Genomic DNA, 18,680 nt, shown 5'->3' on the forward strand with positions numbered 1-18,680 from the left:
CAATAACAAAATGCTTACAACAAGGACAGTTTATTGGTGGTGAACAAGTACTTAGTTTTGAAAAACAACTTAGCAGTCACTTTAATATTAATCATATAATTTCTTGTGGAAATGGTACTGATGCGTTGCAATTGGCATTAATGGCACTTAATTTACCTAGAGGAAGTAAAATTATGGTTCCTGCTTTTTCGTTTATTGCACCAATAGAAGTTATTGCTTTTTTAGGTTGTATTCCTGTTTTTTATGATGTTCACCTTTCAACATATAATGCAGATATTAATACAATAAAGGCAACTTATACAAATGATGTTAAAGCAATTATTCTAGTACACTTATTTGGCGAAAATTGTCTAACAGAAGAAATTCAACAATTTGCTGATGAAAAAAATATTCCAATTATAGAAGATAATGCTCAATCTTTAGGAAGCCATAATAATTTATCAAACAATAAGAATACAATTACAACTTCTTTTTTTCCTACGAAAAATTTAGCTTGTTTTGGCGATGGTGGAGCTGTTTTGACGAATGATGAAGCAATAGCAAATCAAATCAGAACTATTGCTAAACATGGACAAGCAGATAAAAAATACTATCATGGCGTTGTTGGTGTTAATTCGAGATTAGATACTATACAAGCAAGTATTTTAAGTGTTCAATTAAATTATTTAGATGAAAATATTGCATTAAGACGAAAAAAGGCACTACAATATATCAATGGATTAAAAGAGAACAACAATATTCAATTACCTGTTTTTACTACAACACATTCCTTTAACCAATTTGTAATTCGAGTTAAAGGAAATAAAAGATACAAATTAAAACTCTTTTTGAAAGAGCAAGGCATAGAAACTAATATTTATTATCCAATTCCAGCATATCAACAAAAAGCATATTTTGAAGACATTGTTTTAAACAATACAGCAGTATTATGCAACGAAGTTTTAGCTTTGCCAATATATCCAACATTAAAAGAAGAATCAATATCGTATATTTGCGATAATATAAATAAATTTTTTAATTAAAAAGAAAATGGTTTTTATTCACGATACAAGTATAGTAGATAAATCAAGTAAAATTGGAGACAATACTAGAATTTGGCACTTCTGTCATATTATGCATAATGTTATTATTGGCAATAATGTTATTGTTGGACAAAATTGTTTTATAGCAAATGATGTACATATTGGCAATGGTGTAAAAATTCAAAATAATGTATCGATTTATAAAGGCGTTATCATAGAAAACAATGTTTTTGTTGGTCCATCTGTTGTGTTTACTAATGTTATCAATCCAAGAGCTTTTATTGAAAGAAAAGAAGCCTACCAAACAACGCTAGTAAAAAAAGGAGCAAGTATTGGTGCTAATGCTACCATTATTTGTAGTAATACAATTGGTAATTATGCGATGATTGGTGCAGGAAGTGTAGTTACTAAAACAGTGAAAGACTATGCTTTGGTTGTTGGCAATCCTGCGAAACAAATTGCTTGGGTAAGCAAAGCTGGCAATACGCTACAATTTAACGAACAACAGATTGCTTATTGTGATGAGAGCAAAGAACACTATCAAATAGTTGATAATAATTTGGTAGTTTTACAAGAATGAAGAAGCAGTTTGCCATTATAGGTGTTGCAGGATATATTGCTCCAAAACATTTACAAGCAATTTACGATGTTGATGGCGAATTAATTGCTGCTTGCGATTGCAATGATTCCGTTGGTGTTTTAGACAAGTACTTTCCAGAAACTACTTTCTTTTTAAATGAAACCGAATTTTTTGCTTTCATTAAAAATAAGGTTGATTTTGTAGTAGTTTGTACACCAAATTATTTACACGAACAACACATTATAGAAAGTTTTAAAATTGGTGCTGATGTTATTTGCGAAAAACCATTAACAACTAAGATTCATCGTATAAATACGATTAAAGAAGCTGAGAGTAAATATAATCATCGTGTTTTTACGATATTGCAATTGCGATTAGATGAAACTCTACAAAACATTCAACAAGAAATAGCAAACAGTAATGATTATTATACTGTTGATTTAAACTATTTTACACCAAGAGGCGATTGGTATCAAAAAAGTTGGAAAGGAGACATCGAAAAATCTGGAGGTATTTTATACAATATTGGCATACATTTTTTTGATTTATTGTTTTGGTTTTTTGGTGAATTAAAACAACATCAAATAGAAAAAATAACAACGACAGAAGCTATTGGCGTTTTTGAATTTGAAAGAGCAACAATAAATTGGCATTTAAGTATTGACAAGCATAAGTCTGCAACTAGAAGTTTAACAATAAACAATGCGGACTATTTATTTACGAATGAATTTCATCAATTACATACCAAAAGCTATAAAGCCATTTTATCTAATAATGGTTTTGGTATTGATACGGTAAAGAAATCAATAGCAATAATTGAAGCTATTCAAAATCAATGATCTATTCTCATTATTTTATGATATTTGGTAATTCCATCATATTCTATTGAAGCAACATAAACAGCACTTCCTAAAGGAAACAAATCATAAGAGAAAATATTATAACCAGCAGTACCATTAAATGTTTGTTGTGAATATATTTTTCCTAAATAATCTACAATCTTGATTGTAACAACTCCATCTTCTGGTAACATCACTCCAAATTTTGTATTGCCATATGTTGGATTTGGATAAATAGATAGCACATTAAAATCGCCAATCGTAATTTCCTTGCAATTAGTATTATTGTCTATATTCGTTTCAACAGCATTAATATTTACAGATTCAATGCTTGCACAAATAACAGGCACATCATAGTTTGGATTATAATATATTTGTCCAGTAAATGGATAGTTTATAGTTTCACCTGGATTTAAGTTGCCAGTCCAAATTTCTCTAATAATAGAGCCATTACCCAATTGAATGGTTAATCCAAGTTCATAAATATTAATATTACTATTATTTAATACAGATACATATACTTGATAATAGCTACCATTTTGGACAATATTTACACTTACCATTACACCATCTATATTTGCTTGATCGACCAAGACATATTTTACAACAGAATCTGTACAACCTATTGTATTTATTGCTGTCAGTTTTATTGGATAACTACCTAGTGAATTATATATATGGTTTGGCGAATTATATCCATTATAAGTTGTACTGCCATCACCATAATCCCAAACAAAAGAAGAAGTATTTGGCGATAAGTTAGTAAACGAAACATTTAAAGGAGGCAATCCGTAACTTGGAGAAAAAGAAAAATCGACTTCTGGTTTATCGACTACCGAGATAGTTTTAAACTTAGTTCCAGTACAACCATATTGTGTGCTTGCACTTAACTGAATAGTATAGTTGCCTTGATTATTGAAGGAATAAGTTGGATTTTGTTGATTAGAGGTAGCTTGACCTGCAAAATACCAATTCCAAGTATTCATTTGACTTCCGTCAGTAGTAGAAGAATTATCTGTGAATTGAATATCAGCACCAACGCACTGAGTAGGTGATATATTAAAATCTACACTTGGATTATCATAAATAGGAATTGTTTTTACTACGGTATCTCTACACTGGTTGTTAGCAATCACCATGAGTTTTGCGGTATAGCTGCCTTGCGTTTGATAAGTATGCGAAACATTAAAGTTTGTATTGTTTTGATTGCCATCACCAAAAGACCATAACCATTGTGTTATTACAAATGGATTAGACATTGTGGAGGTATTTGTTAAAGTAATTGGAGTTTGTTCGCAACTTGCCTCAAAATTAAAATTGGCATCTGGAGAAGGATTAACCACCGTTGGTTTACTAATTGTATTGTAGCAACCATTAGAATTTGTTACTGTTAAATTTGTTTGATATGTTCCAACACTTGGAAATACAAATGTAGGATTTTGTTGTGTAGATGTGCCTAAATTATTAAAATTCCAATTCCAGCTACTTAAGCTATCAGCGTTTGGTGATGATGCATCTATGAAAGAAGTTGGATTTCCAGAACAACTTAATAAGTTATAAAAATTAGGTGCTGGCTTTGGATTAATTTGAATGGTTTTTGTGATAGAGTCTGAACAAGTTTTATCTGTAGTCACTTTAAGTTGAACATTGTAACTTTGTGTATTGTTATAAGTAGCAACAGCATTCGTTTGATTTGAAGTATTTCCATTGCCAAATTGCCAATCCCAATTGGTAATAAAATCGCCAGGAGCAGCAAAAGAATAATCTTCAAAATTGATAGGTTGGTCTATACATAATGTGTTAGGAATATTAAAATCAACCGAAGGTTTTTGACCGATGATGTTGATGTTGAAAGAATCTTGATAAACACAACCAATATATGATTTAGCATAAACTTTAACAAATTCGTTTGTGGTAATTGAATAGCTTGTATTTGTTGAATTATCTGACCATAAAATAGAATCAAAACCAACGCTGTTGGTTAAATTAATATTTTCAAACAAACAACCATTAAGCGTTTGGTTATTTGGCAGGTTACTAAGTGTAATTTTATCAAACAATACCGTTATTGTGTCAATTATAGTTTTGTTATTAACATCAGTAATAGAAACGGTATAAGTGCCTTCGTTTTTAATAACAATAGAATCTAGTGTACTACCATTAGACCATATTTTATTTAAACTATTATTTGCATTTAAGTAAATGGTTATAGAATCACCATCACAAATATAAAGCGTATCATTATTTAATCTATTGTAAGGATATACTTGTATTTCGTCTGTACTTGTTCTACCAAAGACATCCGTTGTAGTAACAGAATATGTACCACAACTTTGTACTTGAATGGTTTGTGTTGTATCTCCAGTAGACCAAAGATATTTTATAAATCGATTAGAAGCATCTAAAGTATAATTGTCTGAAAAAGTTGATCCAAAAACAATGTCTGAACCAAGATTAACTGGCGGTGCATATTTGGTAAAGAGGTAATGACTAATATTTGAAACCATTTCATCTTGTAAAATAGTATCATAAATTAAAAACTCAGATAAATATCCTTGAAAGAATAAGGTCAAATTATCTATCCGCGATCCAATTCTTCCAAAATTAATTGGATTTGTTATACTTCCAGAACTTTCAATTTTTAAACCATTTTTATATAAAGTTCTATTACTACAAGTAGATATAGTAAAAAAAGAAGTGTCAATATCATTTTTACCACTAGAAATTCTATTCCCATTTTCTAGTATACCAAAACCAACATTATTAAAATCTCTTTCACAAAAAAACCCATATGCATTATTACCTCCTACAACAAATTGAGAAACAACAGTATTATTATCTAAATATCTATATACGCTTATTACTGTAAATGAGTCAAATGTTTTTAAACTATTAAAATCTAAATATTCTTTTGCTTGGTTGGTTGTATTATCTATGTTAAAGGTCAATACAGATTTATTATTTAGTTTTGGATCATTCATTATAAATTTTGGTCGCCTATTTGTATTGTTTTGGGTTGCAATCAAACTATTGTTTTTAAAGTCTGTCCAAGAATTTACCACTCCATTGTTAGTGAGAACACCAGTATCAGACCTGAACCATATATTTAAATTAGGATTAATATTAATATACTTTACATGTACAGTTTGGCTCCAATTATTTGAATGAATAGGTCTTACTCTAATATAAAAATCACCAAAGGAAGGAAAATTAAATGTATAATTGATTGATGTTGTTGATATATTAATAATTGGAGATAAAAACAAAGTATCATTGTCAATTTGAACTTGATATTTCTCTTGATTTACAACTGTTGATTCCCATTCAAAAGTTAAAAAGCTTTCATCATAGTATGTTGCGTTACTATGAGGGTTTAATATTTCAATAGCAACAACATCTTGTAATAAGCAAAAAAAGAAAATAAAGCAAGCTACCTTAAACTTAGACATTTTTAATTTTTTAATTTCATTAAATTTACACTTTTTTTTATCTTCGTGCGTAAAAATATAACAAATTGGATAATAATTATGAAAATTGGAATTTAGTTATAAATCCAGAAAGGCGTTTTTTTAATTTCAGAATTAAAGAAATATATTCATATTATGATCTTTTAGTAATGTTTGTTAAAAAAGAAATAGCAGTACAGTATAAACAAACAGTTTTAGGACCATTATGGTATTTTATTCAACCAATTTTTACAACAATAATATTTGTGTTTGTATTTGGTAATATAGCAAAAATTTCAACAGATGGTTTACCACAGCCATTGTTTTATATGTGTGGAATTGTTATTTGGAATTTTTTTGCCGATTGTTTTATTAAAACATCAGATACATTTACTCAAAACTCAAACCTTTTTGGTAAAGTATATTTTCCAAGATTAATAAGTCCATTGTCTGTAGTAATTTCAAATTTAATTAAGTTTTTCATTCAGTTTGGTTTATTTATCATTATACTAATATATTATAGCACTCAATTAAATTTTACCATAAAAATTACATATTCTATTTTATTTGTTCCATTTTTAATCCTTATAATGGGAATATTAGGGCTAGGTTTTGGTCTTATATTTAGCTCATTAACCACTAAATATAAAGATTTAAAATTTTTACTACAATTTGGAATTCAGCTCTTAATGTATGCAACACCAATTATTTACCCTTTAAAAAGTGTTAGCAAAAAGATGCAAGAGATATTATTATATAATCCAATAACATCAGTTATAGAAGCATTTAAATACATTTTTTTAGGAGAAGGATATTTTAGTGTTCCTTGGGTTTTATATAGTTTTTTTATTGCATTATTAATATTAATGTTTGGTGTTTTGATATTTAACAAAACAGAACAAACCTTTATGGATATTATTTAAATATGGAAAACATTGTTTTAAAAGTAGAAAATTTATCTAAATTATATCGTTTAGGACAGATTGGAACTGGTACCATCTCTCACGACTTGAACCGGTGGTGGGCAAAAATAAGAGGAAAAGAAGATCCATCTCTTCAAATTGGACAAGTTAATGATAGAAATAAAAAAGCAGAAAGTGATTTTGTTTGGTCTTTAAAAGAAATTGATTTTGAAGTAGAGAAAGGAGAAGTTTTAGGCATTATTGGTAAAAATGGTGCTGGGAAATCAACTTTATTAAAAATTATTTCTCAAATTACATCACCAACCACAGGCAGTATAAAAGCAAAAGGAAGAATAGCATCTTTGTTAGAGGTAGGCACTGGAATGCATCCAGAAATGACAGCAAGAGAAAACATTTATCTAAATGGTGCAATTTTAGGTATGCAAAAAAAAGAAATATCAGCAAAGTTTGAGGAAATTATAGACTTTTCCGGATGTACTATGTATGTTGATACACCTATTAAAAGATTCAGTTCTGGAATGCGAGTTCGGCTAGGTTTTGCTGTTGCTGCTTTTTTAGAACCAGAAATATTAATTGTAGATGAAGTATTAGCAGTAGGTGATGCTGAGTTTCAAAATAAAGCTATTGGAAAAATGCAAGATATTTCCAAAGATAATGGACGAACTGTTTTGTTTGTTAGTCATAATATGGGTAGTATCAAGCAACTATGTAATCGTTGTATTTTGTTAAAAGATGGATATGTAAAAAAAATTGGAGAACCTGACGAAACAATTGAAGAATACTTGAAGTTAAACATAAATACAGTTAATCTTAATGAAAGACTTAAATCTTTTGAGTTTAAAAAAATAAAAATTATTGACATTTTATTTTTCAATATTAGTTCCCCAAATAATAATATAAGTACATTTGATACAATAGCCATTGAAATTAAATACAAAACGCTTGAATATATTCAACATCCAGCTTTTGTAATATCAATAAAAGATAAATATCTAAATGAATTAACCAGAATAAGTACTATGCCTATAAGTGGATATAATATAAACGATTTAGGAAAGGGCGGCAGTATAACATTACAGATTGAAAACATTCCTTTTACAAAAGGAATATATCATGTTGATGTTGGGTTTGTTATGGAAAGAGTTGAATGGTATTTTAATCTAGAATCTATTCTTACTTTTAGAGTAGAAAACTCAACACCATATCCGTCTAAATATGAAATAGATAATTCGAAAGGTTTAATCTGTATAAATCATCATTGGAAACTTGAAACTAAGTAGATTGCATATATGAAGTTAGCATTTATCATTTCTCAACCAAGATCAGGGTCTTCTTTGCTACAACAAATACTTAGCAGTAATTCCAATATATTTTCGGTTCCAGAACCTTGGTTTTTGCTTCCTTTAATATACATATATAAAAAAAACATATCAAGCGTTAATATTGTTTCAGACTTTAATTATCAATTTTACCAAAAAAATTTCAATACATTTTTAAATTATGTTTATTCAAAAACACCAGACTTTAGTATTGAAAAACAGATTCAAAAATTAGCTTATGAGTTGTACTATATGTCTTTTAATCAAGCAGAAGGAAATCCAACATATTTTTTAGATAAAACACCAAGGTATTATCATATTGTTTCAGACATCTTATCTCTTTTTCCAGATGCAAAAGTTATATTATTAGTAAGAAATCCTTTGTCTGTCTTTTCTTCAATTTTAGATTATAATTTTAAAGGCAATATTTCTTTTTTGAGTCAAAAAGACAGACAAGATGATTTATTTAAAGCACCATTAAATATATTGAATGTAAAAGGAAAAAAAAATACAATATTTGTAAAATATGAAGATATCATTAATCAACCAGCCATAACACTTAAAAATATTTATAATTTTTTAGAAATAAATGAATATAATGAAAATGGAAATTATTTATTAGATGAAACCTTTCAAAAAGCATTTAACATTGATAATAAAAGTGTTAAAAAACATAATCAACCAAGCTCAAAATATATTAACTCATGGAAAGAAAGCATTAATAATTCTCAAAAAAAACAGTTAGCATTAGAATATATTAATACATTAGGGAAAGATGTGGTTTTAGAACTAGGATATGATTATGATAAAATAATTACACAAATAAAAGAACACAAGGTTCGTAAAAGCTTTTCTTTAATTTCTTTTAATCACATAAACTCTCCAGACTTTTCATTTAAAAACACATTAAAAAGTTTTCATAAGAGAATATTGTTCTCAATTTACAATAAAACAACAAAAAAATGGTAGAGCAAATACTACATAATAATTTACAACTAGCAATAATTATTCGCAATAATTATAAAAAAGAAGGAATTGAATTCTTTACTAGTGATAAAGACTCTCAGCAACTTGGTTATATGAATAGACCTACGGGATACGAAATCCAACCACATCGACATAATTTAGTGCCAAGAGAAGTACATTTAACCCAAGAAGTATTATTTATTAAATCTGGAATTGTAAGAGTTGATTTTTATGATAATAGTCAAGTATATATTAAAAGTACCATTTTAAATTCAGGAGATATTATACTGTTATCAGAAGGAGGACATGGTTTTAAAATATTAGAACAGGCAGAAATTATTGAGGTAAAACAAGGTCCATATTGTGGCAATGAAGATAAAATTAGATTTAATTCAATAAGTGAAGATAATATAAAATTTAATGAGTAATTTTAATAAAGAATACAGCCAATATTATGATTTATTATATTCAGATAAAAACTATGTTGCCGAATCAGAATATATTTTGAATACTTTAAAAGATCATTCAAAAAGTTTAGACTCATTATTAGAATTAGGTTGCGGTAGTGGAAATCATGCACAACACTTAAGTCATTACTTTAAAAATATTGTTGGTATTGATTTAAGTGAGAAAATGTGTGAAGAAGCAAAAAACAAAAAAGTAAAAAATCTTGAGGTAATCAATAATAGTATTGTAGATTACCGTGTTGATAAAAAATTTAATATTGCAATATCATTATTTCATGTAATAAGTTATATTACAGATAATAATGATTTAATTAATTGTTTTAAAAATACTCACACACATTTAGAAAAAGACGGTTTATTTTTATTTGATGTTTGGTATGCACCAGCTGTAAACTTTCTAAAACCAGAAAACAAAATAAAAAAACTCTCAGATGATAAAATAGATTGTATTAGAATAACAGAACCAATAATTAGATACAACGAAAACATTGTAGATGTTAATTTTAAAATAATAGTTACAAACAAAGCTAATAATCAAACTTCAATATTTCAAGAAAAACACCCAATGAGATACTTTTCTTTACCAGAACTAAATCTCTTAGCTCAACTTACTGGCTTTGAGATTATATTAGCAGAAGAATTTCTTACAAAAAAAGAACTTTCAGAAAATACATGGGGAGCATGTGTTCTAATGAAAAAAGTATAACTTAGCAAAATGATTCCTGTAAATACGCCACTTTTAAGCGGAAATGAACTAGAGTATGTTTCTGAGTGTATAAAAACAAATTGGATTTCTAGCGAAGGTCCTTTCATTAATAAATTTGAAGAAGGATTTTCAAATTACATTGGTATGCAACATGGCATTGCTGTTGCCAATGGTTCAGCTGCTCTAGATATTGCAATTAAAGCATTGAACATTTCAAACGGAGATGAAGTAATTATGCCTACATTTACCATCATTTCACCAGCTCAATCTATTGTTACAAATGGAGCCATACCAGTTTTAGTTGATGCAAATCCTAATACTTGGAATATAGATGTTAACTTAATAGAAGAAAAAATTACACCTAAAACAAAAGCAATTTTAGTAGTACACATATATGGTTTACCTACAGAAATGCAACCTATTGTAGATTTATGTAAAAAATATAATTTACTATTAATTGAAGATGCAGCTGAAATGCATGGTCAAACATATAACGGAAAAATGTGTGGTTCTTTTGGCGACATAAGTATATTTAGCTTTTATCCAAATAAACACATAACAACAGGCGAAGGTGGTATGTTACTAACAAACAATGAAGAACTTGCTGAAAAATGTAGGTATTATAGAAATCTTTGTTTTGAAAAAAACGGAAGAAGGTTTGTACATCATGATATTGGATGGAATTATAGAATGACAAACTTACAAGCAGCATTAGGCGTAGCTCAGTTAGAAAAGATTGAAACACATATTCATAAAAAAAGAGAAATTGGAAACTTATACAATAAACAATTAGCTACGCTAAAAAACTTCCAACTGCCTTTAGAAAAAACCTCTTATGCAGAGAATATTTATTGGATTTACGGTTTAGTTGCTTCAAATGAAGAATTAGCGAATGAAACAATCGAAAAATTAGCTAAACAAAAAATTGGTACTCGTCCATTTTTTTGGTGTATGCATGAGCAACCTGTCTTTTTAAAAATGGGCTTATTTAAAAATGAACAATATCCTATTGCTGAAAAAATTGCTAGAAATGGATTTTATATTCCAAGTGGTCTTGGAATTACAGAAAAAGAAATTAATGAAGTTTGTAATGCTTTGTTATTATGAGAAAACTAAAAGTTGGTGTTTGGTTAGAAGAATATTATAATCCAGAAGAAGGAGGTGCTTTTGGCTATTTTCAACAATTAATTGAAGCGTTAAACAATGCAACATTTAAAGATACAGAGCTTTTTTTTATTACAAAAAAAGAAACAACGATAAAGTATAATTTAAAGAACATATACTACATTAAAACAGAAAAACAAAAAAACAAAAGAAGCTCCCTATTATACAGAATTATGAATAAGCTATTTAAAAGCTTTTTAAATATAACACTTATTCAAAATCAGAATAATATAATTCAAAACTACAATGAGGATATAAAAAAAGAGCTAGCTGATATAATTGACATTATTTATTACTTAAAACCAGGATGTCATATCCCTAACTTTCCATATATATATACTCTTTGGGATATTGGTCATCTTTCAATGTATGCTTTTCCTGAAGTTTCAATGAATGGTGTTTTTGAAATTAGAAAAAAACATCATGAGCTATTCCCTCAAAAAGCATTAATGGTTTTTTGCGAATCTGAGTCAGGAAAGAAAGAGGCCTTAAAATATTTAGGATTAAATAAAAATAGAGTTCAGGTTGTTCCTATGTTTCCTTCAAAAATAATTTCTAAGGAAGTATTAGCACATCAACCAAAAGAAATTAAAAAAGGAGAAATATTCATTCATTATCCTGCTCAATTTTGGAGTCATAAAAATCACTACAATTTATTGCTTGCATTTAAAGAAGTAATAATTAAATATCCTAATCTAAAACTTATACTAACTGGCTCTAATAAAGGAAATAAAGCATATATCATCGACTTAATTAATCATTTAGATTTATCTCAAAAAGTAATAGATTTAGGATTTATTTCAAGAGAAGAACTAAAGTGGTTATATTTAAACTCTTTCGGATTAGTAATGCCAACATTCTTAGGGCCTACAAATATTCCACTTTTAGAAGCCGCAGAACTTAATTGTCCTGTTGCTTGTTCTAATCTAGACGGACACAAAGAACAATTAGGAGACTATGCTTATTATTTTAATCCTCAAAATTATATGGAAATTACAGATGCAATACTAAGCATGATTGAAGATAAAAAGAATGGATCAATCAAAACATATGATTCTATATTTAATATAAATAATGCAGTTACAGCAATAGAAACACACTTAAACAGTATAAAAGGTATAAGATTTTGTTGGGGTTCTGAAGATAAAATATTTTAATAATGCTACCTAAAATATCGATAGTAACACCCAATTATAATGGAGCAAAATACTTAGAAGCATGTATTTTGTCTGTTATCAATCAAAACTATACAAATTTAGAATATATTATTATTGATGGAGGAAGTACAGATAACTCTGTTGATATTATAAAAAAACATGAAAAACATATTACTTATTGGATAAGCGAAAAAGACAAAGGAGTCTTTGATGCAATGAATAAGGGAATAAACATTTCCTCTGGAGGTTTTCTATATTTTTTAGGAAGTGATGATATTTTGTGTCCTAATATACTAAATACTATAAATCAGTATTTAGATAAAGAGAATACAAGTATTGTTTATGGAAAAGTAGTACAAAACAACATAATGTATGGAAAAGAATTTAAGTTAAATAATTTAACTCAAGCAGAAAAACTAAATCCGTTTATTCATCAATATATACATCATCAAGCAGCATTCATTCATAAACAATGTTTTCAAATTTTAGGATTATATGATATTCAATACAAAATTGGTGCTGATGTATTTTTCTTTCTTCAGGCATTAGGAAACAATGAAATAAAAAAAACATTTATAGATATTCAAATTTGTATAATGGGAAACGAAGGACTTAGCACCAAATTTGAAGAAATGAAACTAAGAGATAACTTTCCACAATTAGTAAAGAAATATTTAAATATTGATATTAATAAAAAACTATACTATAGAGAACAAGCTAAATACTATTTAAATGATATTCTAAAAAAGAAATACCTAAAAGGAATGTTTGGACTAACAACATATATATATAGAAGCAGAGAATTTCTTTTTTATCTAAAAAATCTTTTTTATTACACCAAAAAATCTTTTAGTAAATAGAATATGCTTCACCTCGCAATAACATTAGATCAAAATTTATATATACAGCTTTTTGCTTTGCTGTCTTCCATTATTCATAATAAAAAAGATACCACTCAAATTACCATACATTGCATTGCAACAGGACTATCAGAAACTCAGATAAGTACTATAACTAAATATTTAGCAATAAACAAAATTGCAATTAAATATTATGAAATAAACAGTGAACTCACTAGTAAGTTTTACATACATAATACAAAGAGCTTTACCATGGCTGCTTATTATAGATTATTTTTTCCTCAGCTAATAAACCAAAATATTAATCGATTATTGTATATAGATATTGATACTTTGGTATTAAAAGACCTAACAGATTTATACACAACGAATTTAGATGATTTTGTTCTTGGTGCTGTTTATGATAACTATGTAAAGACACAACCTTTAATTGGTATAACAAAAGAAGGGCAATATTTTAATTCTGGCGTACTATTAATAGATTGTAACAAATGGAGAACAGAGGATATTACACAAAAATGTATTGACTATCTGCTACAGAATCCAAAAAACATAATATATGTAGATCAATGTGTTTTAAATGCAGTTATACAAAACAAGTATAAAAAACTAGACATCTATAACAATATGATGTATTCTTATTTGCCTACAAAGTCTACCAAAAAAGAAATGAAAAAATTACAATCAAAAATTACAATACTACATTTCACATTGCATAAACCTTGGAAAATGATGTGCATGAATCCATTTAGAAAACTTTATCATTTCTATTTAAAGAAAAGTCCAATGAAAAAAGAAAACACAATTATTGATTTTGAATACTCTAAACTAATGCCTTATTTAAAATTTAGAATTTTAGAACTATATTTGTTTAGTGATTTACTTCAAAAAATATTATTAAAAAATGAAAAGAATAATAATTAAACTTATTGATTTTTTTGCTCAGCTTGTTTTAAAAAGGTCAAGCATATATATATTCTTAAAGGATCGCTATTTTATAAAAAATGATGACCATATTTTTTTAACACTATATTATATTAAAGAAGTACTTTCATCAAACCCAATAATTGTCGATATTGGTGCAGCAAATGGTTCATTTATAGATGCTACTAAATCAGTATTTAGTAATTTTAATTTAATTGGATATGAACCCTTAGATGATTTCTACAGCATATTGAAAGAAAAATATAAGGATAACAAAAATATTATTATACACAATGCTGTAGTTTCTGATTCTTTTGGGAGTACTATACTTTATAAAACAAATAATAATTATTCCTCCTCTCTTTTAAAACCATCAAATATTGTTTTCCAAAATGTAACTTTAGACAAAGAAATAAATGTTTCTAAAAGACATTTAGATGCAGATTTAAGAGACTTGACCAACATAGATTTAATTAAGATAGATGTTCAAGGTGCTGAAAAACTAATCCTTGAACAAAATATAGACACTTTAAAAAAAACCAAATTTATACTATTAGAAATGTCAATCGTTGAACAATATAGTGAAGGAGTATTATATTATGAACTAGATGAATTCTTGCGTATAAACGGTTTTACTCTAATAAATTCATTTTTCAACAAGTTTGCAATGCCTGAATTTGATGCTTTATATTGTAATAAATTATTATAGAAGTTTATGCTAAAGATTAACTCTAGAGGTCAATTAGGCAATCAACTCTTTCAAATTAGCAATGCAATTAATTTGTCCTTGTTAAAGAAAGATTTTTTATTTATTTATAAATCCGATCATTCCTTTAAAGCATTTAAATATTTTAAATTCAACATAAAGTTTTCTGAAAACAATTGGAAAACTGTTATCTCCATTTGGTTATATAAAGTTATTGCATCAACAAACCTTAAGTTATATTATTTAATTTCAAAAAGTATCTCTTTTCATAAAAACAATGTAGAAATAAATGAAGATTTTTATAATCTTATAGAAAAAGATAATTTATCTTCAAAAAACAACAATATAATTGATGGTTATTTTCAATCGTCTTTTTATTTTAATAACATTAAACATATTATTAAAGACTTACTAGAAATTAAACCTGTTTTTTATTCAAAATTTACAGAAAAATATAATGTATTACTTAAATCTAAATTTTTGGTAATGCATTTTCGTAGAGGAGATTATCTTGTTTCTGGAGATGAAACATTAGGGGGAATTAATTTAACCTTACCATATTCATATTATCATGAGGCACTTAAACAAGTTTCTAACATAGAAGAATATAATATTATAATAATTGGTGATGATTTAAATAATGATATATTAAAAGAATTCAATTATCTTCCTAATGTTTCTATGGTTGAAGATAATGAAATTAATCATTTTCAATTAATCCTGAATGCAAATATTGCAATAATATCTAATAGTTCTTTTGCATGGTGGGCTGCATTTCTAAATAAAAATAATAATATTTTTGTGCCTAAATATTGGTTAGGATTTAAAAAAAGAAAAGAATTTCCAAAAGGAATATTTTATAATTTAAACTGGAAAAAGATTGATTTTGAGAACTAATACTACATTTGTTTTTTTTGCTTATGGTAAATTATTTATCCATCACAGAACTTTATTTTGTATTTATTCTCTATTTGCATCGAATAGCATAAAAGCAACAGATACAATACTAATTTATACAGATGATATTCTATTTTATACCGATAAATTTCCATTTAAAAACATTGAGTTTATTAAAATTGACAAAGAATATATTAATACTGTACTCGGAGATATTGACTTAATACATAAATTTAAAATATTTATTATTGATAATGCATTTAAAATTTTTCCTAATAATAATGTTTTCTATATGGACTCAGATACATTTGCAATGAAAAATTTAAGAAATGTAATTGACTCCATTTCATCAAAATCTTCTATAATGCACCTCTATGAATTTAATTTTTTTGAACACAATACTAATAATAAAAAAGATATTTCCTCATTGTTCTTTGCTAATTTCTATGAAATAATAATTAAAGAACACACTCCTAATCAGAATATAAAAAATATTAACTCTTATAATGCTGGAGTTATTGGAATAGACAGTTCTAATAAAAATATTTTGAAAGAGGTATTTGATCTTACAGAAAAATCATATAAAGCAATCCAACATCATGCCGCAGAACAATTTTCTTTTTCTTATTTGCTTTCAAAATATACAACTATTAATTTTTGTAGTGTAGAAGTATATCACTACTGGCCAAAAGTAGAAAAACAAATAATGGATAAATTCCTAAACCAACTTTTTACCAATACTTTTTTTTCTAGCACAACAGAAAAGCAATTATCTAAGGTAAAGAAAGCAACTTTAATGTTACCTAACTACATAAAAAATCACAAGCTAATGCTAGAAGACAATGCTATTCAGTTTTTTTGTACAAAAGAATATAGCAAAGCATATAAAGAAACAATTAAAGCATTGTTTAAAGGTGCTATCTTTGATACTGTTTTTTTGAAAGATGTTATTTATTATACTAAAAAGAAGTTAACACATGAGTAAAATAATTAAGGTTGGCTATTGTGTTGCTTACGATTGGGAATATTTAAAAATAGCGCTTCCTTTAATATATAAATCTGCCGATTTAATTTGTTTATCAATAGATATTAATAGAAAAACTTGGGTCGGTAATAAATATGAAATAGACAATAATGCTTTTCATAACTTTGTTTTTACAATTGATACACATAAAAAAATTGAAATTTATGAAGATGACTTTTATATTCCTTCAAATACTGCAATGCAAAACGAAGTAAGGCAAAGAAAACTAATTGCAGAAAAAATGGGCAAAGGTGGCTGGCACATTCAATTAGATACTGATGAATACTTTCTAGATTTTGATAAGTTTGTAAATTATCTTTTAAAAATTGAAAAAAATCCATCAGGAAAAAAACGACCAATTAATATAAAAGCAAATTGGATTCCAATTATAAAACAGCTAAACAATGGTTTTTTATATGTAGATTTTGAAGATAAACTAGGTGAAACTTTTTCTGTAGCAACAAATTGTCCGAAATACTTAAATGGTAGAAATAATGATTATTTTAATATCCTTTCACCATTTTATTGTATTCATCAAACACAAGCAAGAAGTCCTGAAGATTTAAAACTAAAATTAAACAATTGGGGACATTCAGATAATGAACTCAAACAATTAGAAGTTAGAGAAAGTCTATTTAATCTATGGAATACTATAGATGAGTTTAATTATAATAGAATTAAAAACTGTCATTTTACCAATCCAAAAACTTGGCCAGCATTACACTATGTTAAAGCAAAAAATATTAATGAACTAATACAAAATATAAAACAGCCAAAATTTCCCTTATCTAAAATCCAACTAAAACTCAAAAACTCCATTTGGTATTCTCGTTTATCTAAAATATTTCCTTTCTTACAAATTAAATAGAATATTTATGCTCTATTGTTATTTTGGTCATCATAAAGCAGCGTCAACTTGGTTAATTCAAATTTCTCATGATATTTGTTCTCAGCTTGGGTTAACCGTTTTAGAAAAACAAATATGTTTAATAAAAGACATAGATGCTGAAATTAATCAACAAAAATTTAATTATTATATTTCTAATGAAGGAGGATAGTCAAGTCCAAAAATTAAAGTCATTTAAAGCATTTCATGTAATTAGAGATCCTAGAGATATTATTGTTTCTGGATACTATTCCCATTTATACACACACAGCACAGAAGGTTGGAGTACTTTAGAGGAACATAGAAAAGCATTACAAGACTTAAATAAAGACGAAGGGCTACTAAAAGAAATCGAGTTTTCTTCCTATTTTATAAATTTTCTAAAAGGTTGGAATTTTAATGATGAAAGAATTTTAGAAATAAAATTTGAACAACTTACTAAACAACCAGAACAATACATAAAAGAAATATGTAAGCATTTAAATATTTATACAAACAAAAAAATACCATTATTCATCTCTCTACTCATAAGATATATCAATCTAGTGCTAAGAAAAACGAAACTAGGTAAAATTCCTTTTCATGTATCAGATAATTATATCAATTATATTTGTAAAAAAAGAAGCTTTAAAAACATGAGTAAAGGAAGAAAAAAAGGCGATGAAAACACCAACTCTCATTACCGAAAAGGAGAATCTGGCGATTGGAAAAACCACTTTAAACAAGAACATATTGATAAATTTAAAGAACTATATCCAAACCTTATAGAAAACTTAGGATATGAACCTTTTTAG

The 18,680-nt window shown here is 27.0% G+C and carries 19 protein-coding genes; 18 read left to right on the plus strand and 1 reads right to left on the minus strand.

What is annotated here, in order from left to right; all coding sequences use genetic code 11:
- The 3 genes from H6553_00320 to H6553_00330 form a co-directional block, all read left to right on the plus strand.
- On the plus strand, positions 1-1,022 hold a 1,022-nt coding region (locus H6553_00320; GenBank protein MCB9032259.1), incomplete at its 5' end, for a DegT/DnrJ/EryC1/StrS family aminotransferase.
- A gap of 7 nt (positions 1,023-1,029) precedes the next feature.
- A complete protein-coding gene (locus tag H6553_00325) occupies positions 1,030-1,602 on the plus strand; it encodes an N-acetyltransferase (GenBank protein ID MCB9032260.1) in 573 nt (190 codons plus the stop codon).
- Positions 1,599-2,441 carry a Gfo/Idh/MocA family oxidoreductase gene (locus H6553_00330; protein ID MCB9032261.1) on the plus strand — a complete coding sequence of 281 codons (843 nt, stop codon included), beginning with the start codon at positions 1,599-1,601 and terminating at the stop codon, positions 2,439-2,441. Before H6553_00325 ends, H6553_00330 begins: the two co-directional genes overlap by 4 nt.
- Here the strand turns inward: H6553_00330 and H6553_00335 are convergent.
- The gene (locus H6553_00335; protein MCB9032262.1) at positions 2,435-5,890 is read right to left on the minus strand and encodes a PKD domain-containing protein; all 3,456 of its coding nucleotides are present in this window, start codon (positions 5,888-5,890) and stop codon (positions 2,435-2,437) included. The two genes, H6553_00330 and H6553_00335, sit on opposite strands and share 7 nt — an antisense overlap.
- A gap of 167 nt (positions 5,891-6,057) precedes the next feature.
- Here H6553_00335 and H6553_00340 point away from each other — a divergent pair, with 167 nt between their 5' ends.
- The 15 genes from H6553_00340 to H6553_00410 are packed head-to-tail and all read left to right on the plus strand — an operon-like array spanning position 6,058 to position 18,680.
- Positions 6,058-6,810, plus strand: coding sequence for an ABC transporter permease (locus tag H6553_00340; protein MCB9032263.1), 753 nt, complete (start codon positions 6,058-6,060; stop codon positions 6,808-6,810).
- Between the two features lie 2 nt (positions 6,811-6,812).
- On the plus strand, positions 6,813-8,090 hold the full coding sequence (locus H6553_00345; GenBank protein ID MCB9032264.1) for an ABC transporter ATP-binding protein: 1,278 nt from the start codon (positions 6,813-6,815) through the stop codon (positions 8,088-8,090).
- A gap of 9 nt (positions 8,091-8,099) precedes the next feature.
- The gene (locus H6553_00350) at positions 8,100-9,098 is read left to right on the plus strand and encodes a sulfotransferase (protein MCB9032265.1); all 999 of its coding nucleotides are present in this window, start codon (positions 8,100-8,102) and stop codon (positions 9,096-9,098) included.
- Entirely contained in the window at positions 9,092-9,523 is a 432-nt protein-coding gene (locus tag H6553_00355) for a hypothetical protein (protein ID MCB9032266.1), read from the plus strand. Before H6553_00350 ends, H6553_00355 begins: the two co-directional genes overlap by 7 nt.
- Complete coding sequence (locus tag H6553_00360; protein ID MCB9032267.1) at positions 9,516-10,268, plus strand: class I SAM-dependent methyltransferase; 753 nt, start codon at positions 9,516-9,518, stop codon at positions 10,266-10,268. Before H6553_00355 ends, H6553_00360 begins: the two co-directional genes overlap by 8 nt.
- A gap of 9 nt (positions 10,269-10,277) precedes the next feature.
- Positions 10,278-11,375, plus strand: coding sequence for a DegT/DnrJ/EryC1/StrS family aminotransferase (locus H6553_00365; protein ID MCB9032268.1), 1,098 nt, complete (start codon positions 10,278-10,280; stop codon positions 11,373-11,375).
- Positions 11,372-12,589 (plus strand): glycosyltransferase, encoded by a 1,218-nt coding sequence (locus tag H6553_00370; GenBank protein MCB9032269.1) that lies wholly within the window; start codon positions 11,372-11,374, stop codon positions 12,587-12,589. Before H6553_00365 ends, H6553_00370 begins: the two co-directional genes overlap by 4 nt.
- A gap of 2 nt (positions 12,590-12,591) precedes the next feature.
- The gene (locus H6553_00375; GenBank protein ID MCB9032270.1) at positions 12,592-13,449 is read left to right on the plus strand and encodes a glycosyltransferase; all 858 of its coding nucleotides are present in this window, start codon (positions 12,592-12,594) and stop codon (positions 13,447-13,449) included.
- 3 nt (positions 13,450-13,452) lie between these two features.
- The gene (locus tag H6553_00380; GenBank protein MCB9032271.1) at positions 13,453-14,373 is read left to right on the plus strand and encodes a glycosyltransferase family 8 protein; all 921 of its coding nucleotides are present in this window, start codon (positions 13,453-13,455) and stop codon (positions 14,371-14,373) included.
- Positions 14,354-15,082, plus strand: a complete 729-nt coding sequence (locus H6553_00385; GenBank protein ID MCB9032272.1) for an FkbM family methyltransferase — start codon at positions 14,354-14,356, stop codon at positions 15,080-15,082. The genes H6553_00380 and H6553_00385 overlap by 20 nt, the downstream gene beginning before the upstream one ends.
- A gap of 6 nt (positions 15,083-15,088) precedes the next feature.
- On the plus strand, positions 15,089-15,976 hold the full coding sequence (locus tag H6553_00390; protein ID MCB9032273.1) for an alpha-1,2-fucosyltransferase: 888 nt from the start codon (positions 15,089-15,091) through the stop codon (positions 15,974-15,976).
- Positions 15,960-16,961 carry a hypothetical protein gene (locus H6553_00395; protein ID MCB9032274.1) on the plus strand — a complete coding sequence of 334 codons (1,002 nt, stop codon included), beginning with the start codon at positions 15,960-15,962 and terminating at the stop codon, positions 16,959-16,961. The genes H6553_00390 and H6553_00395 overlap by 17 nt, the downstream gene beginning before the upstream one ends.
- Positions 16,954-17,868: a hypothetical protein gene (locus tag H6553_00400; protein MCB9032275.1), complete on the plus strand. Its 915-nt coding sequence runs from the start codon at positions 16,954-16,956 to the stop codon at positions 17,866-17,868. The genes H6553_00395 and H6553_00400 overlap by 8 nt, the downstream gene beginning before the upstream one ends.
- A gap of 7 nt (positions 17,869-17,875) precedes the next feature.
- Positions 17,876-18,058, plus strand: coding sequence for a hypothetical protein (locus H6553_00405; protein ID MCB9032276.1), 183 nt, complete (start codon positions 17,876-17,878; stop codon positions 18,056-18,058).
- On the plus strand, positions 18,045-18,680 hold the full coding sequence (locus H6553_00410) for a sulfotransferase domain-containing protein (GenBank protein ID MCB9032277.1): 636 nt from the start codon (positions 18,045-18,047) through the stop codon (positions 18,678-18,680). The genes H6553_00405 and H6553_00410 overlap by 14 nt, the downstream gene beginning before the upstream one ends.

The sequence above is a fragment of the Chitinophagales bacterium genome (assembly GCA_020636535.1).
GTDB lineage: Bacteria > Bacteroidota > Bacteroidia > Chitinophagales > JADIYW01 > JADJSS01.